The sequence below is a fragment of the Rhizobacter sp. genome, from assembly GCF_031412495.1.
Taxonomy (GTDB): domain Bacteria; phylum Pseudomonadota; class Gammaproteobacteria; order Burkholderiales; family Burkholderiaceae_C; genus Schlegelella_A.
Map to the genome: position 1 here is coordinate 1 of NZ_JANODC010000301.1, position 1,766 is coordinate 1,766.

The window sequence follows — 1,766 nt, forward strand, 5'->3', positions numbered from 1 at the left end:
ACGCAGTTCCTCTTCATCAGCCACAACCGCATCGCCATGGAGATGGCCGAGCAGCTGATCGGCGTGACGATGCAGGAGCAGGGCGTCTCGCGCATCGTCACGGTCGACATGCCGGCCGCCATCCGGCTCGCAGAAGCGGCGTAGGCGACTGTTCGCGCGCCATGAGCACGCTGATGGTCGCCCTCGCATCCCTCGGCGGCGTCGTCCTGGCCGGCGTCGTCGCGCACGGAGCCTGGCAGGCGCGCAAGGCCGGGCCCAAGCGGGCCACGCCCGCAGCCCGCGAGGAGCCCACCGCGGACGGGCCGGCGCAGGCGGCCAAGCCCGGCCTCGAGATCGAGGCGCAGGACGGCGACGACGGCGAGAACGGCGACGGCAGCGAGCCCGGACTGCCGGGCGCGCGCCGCCTGCCGAAGCGTCTGCCGCTGCAGCTCGACGCCCTGATCGATGCCTTCGTGCCGATGTCGCTCGAGACGCCGCTGCCGGGAGAGACGCTGCTCGCGCACCTGCCGTCCAAGCGCCACGTCGGCAGCAAGCTCGTGCTCGTCGAGGGCCTCGACGTCGCCAGCGGGCAATGGGACGCGCCGGCGCCGGGGCAGCGCTACAGCGAGTTGCAGGCCGGCGTCCAGCTGGCGAGTCGGACCGGGGCGCTGAACGAGATCGAGTACTCGGAATTCGTGCAGCGGATGCAGGAGTTCGCCGAGGCGATCGGTGCCAGCCTCGACCCGCCCGACATGCTCGAGGTGATGGCGCAGGCGCGCGAGCTCGATGCCTTCGCCAGCCAGCACGACGCTCAGCTCGCCGTGCACCTGCAGGCGCGCGGTGCGGCCTGGAGCATCGGCTACATCCAGCAGCACGCGCGGCGGCACGGCTTCGTTCCCGGCGTCGTGCCCGGCCGCCTCGTCTACCCGTCGACCGAGGAAGGCGCGCCGCCGGTGCTGACGCTGACCTTCGACTCGCAGGCGGCGCTCGCCGACGAGCCGGACCGCGCCGCGGTTCGCGACGTCACCTTGACGTTCGACGTGCCGCAGACGGACCCGGCGGTCGAGCCCTTCAAGGCCTGGCAGGCGGCGGCCCAGGCGCTCGCCGTCGGCATGGACGCGGACATCGTCGACGACAACGGCCAGCCGCTCAGCAGCGACGGGTTCGCGGCCATCGGCAAGGAGCTCGCGACGCTCTACGAAGCGCTGCAGGGGCACGAGCTTGCCGCCGGCTCGGCGCCGGCGCGGCGTCTGTTCAGCTGACCGGACGCCATGGCAGCACGGCACGCGATCCTGGGCGTCGATCTCCCCGTCGTCCAGGCGCCGATGGCCGGCGTGCAGGACAGTGCCCTGGCCATCGCCGTCAGCAACGCCGGCGGTCTGGGCTCGCTGCCCTGCGCCATGCTCGAGCCGGAGGCGATCCGCCACGAAGTGGGCGCGATCCGGGCCGCGACGCACCGTCCCTTCAACGTCAACTTCTTCTGTCACGAGCCGCCCGTGGTCGATGCCGGGCGCGAGGCCGCATGGCGGGCGGCACTCGCGCCCTATTACGGCGAGTTCGGCATCGACGCCTCGAGCATCGCCACGGGTGCCGGGCGCCTGCCCTTCAGCGCCGCCGCCGCGGCGGTGCTGGAGGTCGTCCGGCCACCGGTCGTCAGCTTCCACTTCGGCTTGCCCGAGCCGGCGCTGCTCGCCCGGGTCCGTGCGCTCGGCGCGTGCATCCTGTCCAGCGCCACGACCGTCGAGGAGGCGCTGTGGCTGGAACGACAGGGCGTCGACGCGGTCATC

The 1,766-nt window shown here is 72.9% G+C and carries 2 protein-coding genes; both read left to right on the forward strand.

What is annotated here, in order from left to right; all coding sequences use genetic code 11:
- Nucleotides 1-161: 161 nt before the first annotated feature.
- Complete coding sequence (locus AC30N0_RS11250; protein WP_489518003.1) at nucleotides 162-1,241, forward strand: cell division protein ZipA C-terminal FtsZ-binding domain-containing protein; 1,080 nt, start codon at nucleotides 162-164, stop codon at nucleotides 1,239-1,241.
- Nucleotides 1,242-1,250: 9 nt separating this feature from the next.
- On the forward strand, nucleotides 1,251-1,766 hold a 516-nt coding region (locus tag AC30N0_RS11255), incomplete at its 3' end, for an NAD(P)H-dependent flavin oxidoreductase (protein ID WP_489518004.1).

Bases quoted from the DNA above. Each gene is read 5' to 3' on its own strand.
- AC30N0_RS11250 (WP_489518003.1), top strand. From the start codon at position 162: ATGAGCACGCTGATGGTCGCCCTCGCATCCCTCGGCGGCGTCGTCCTG.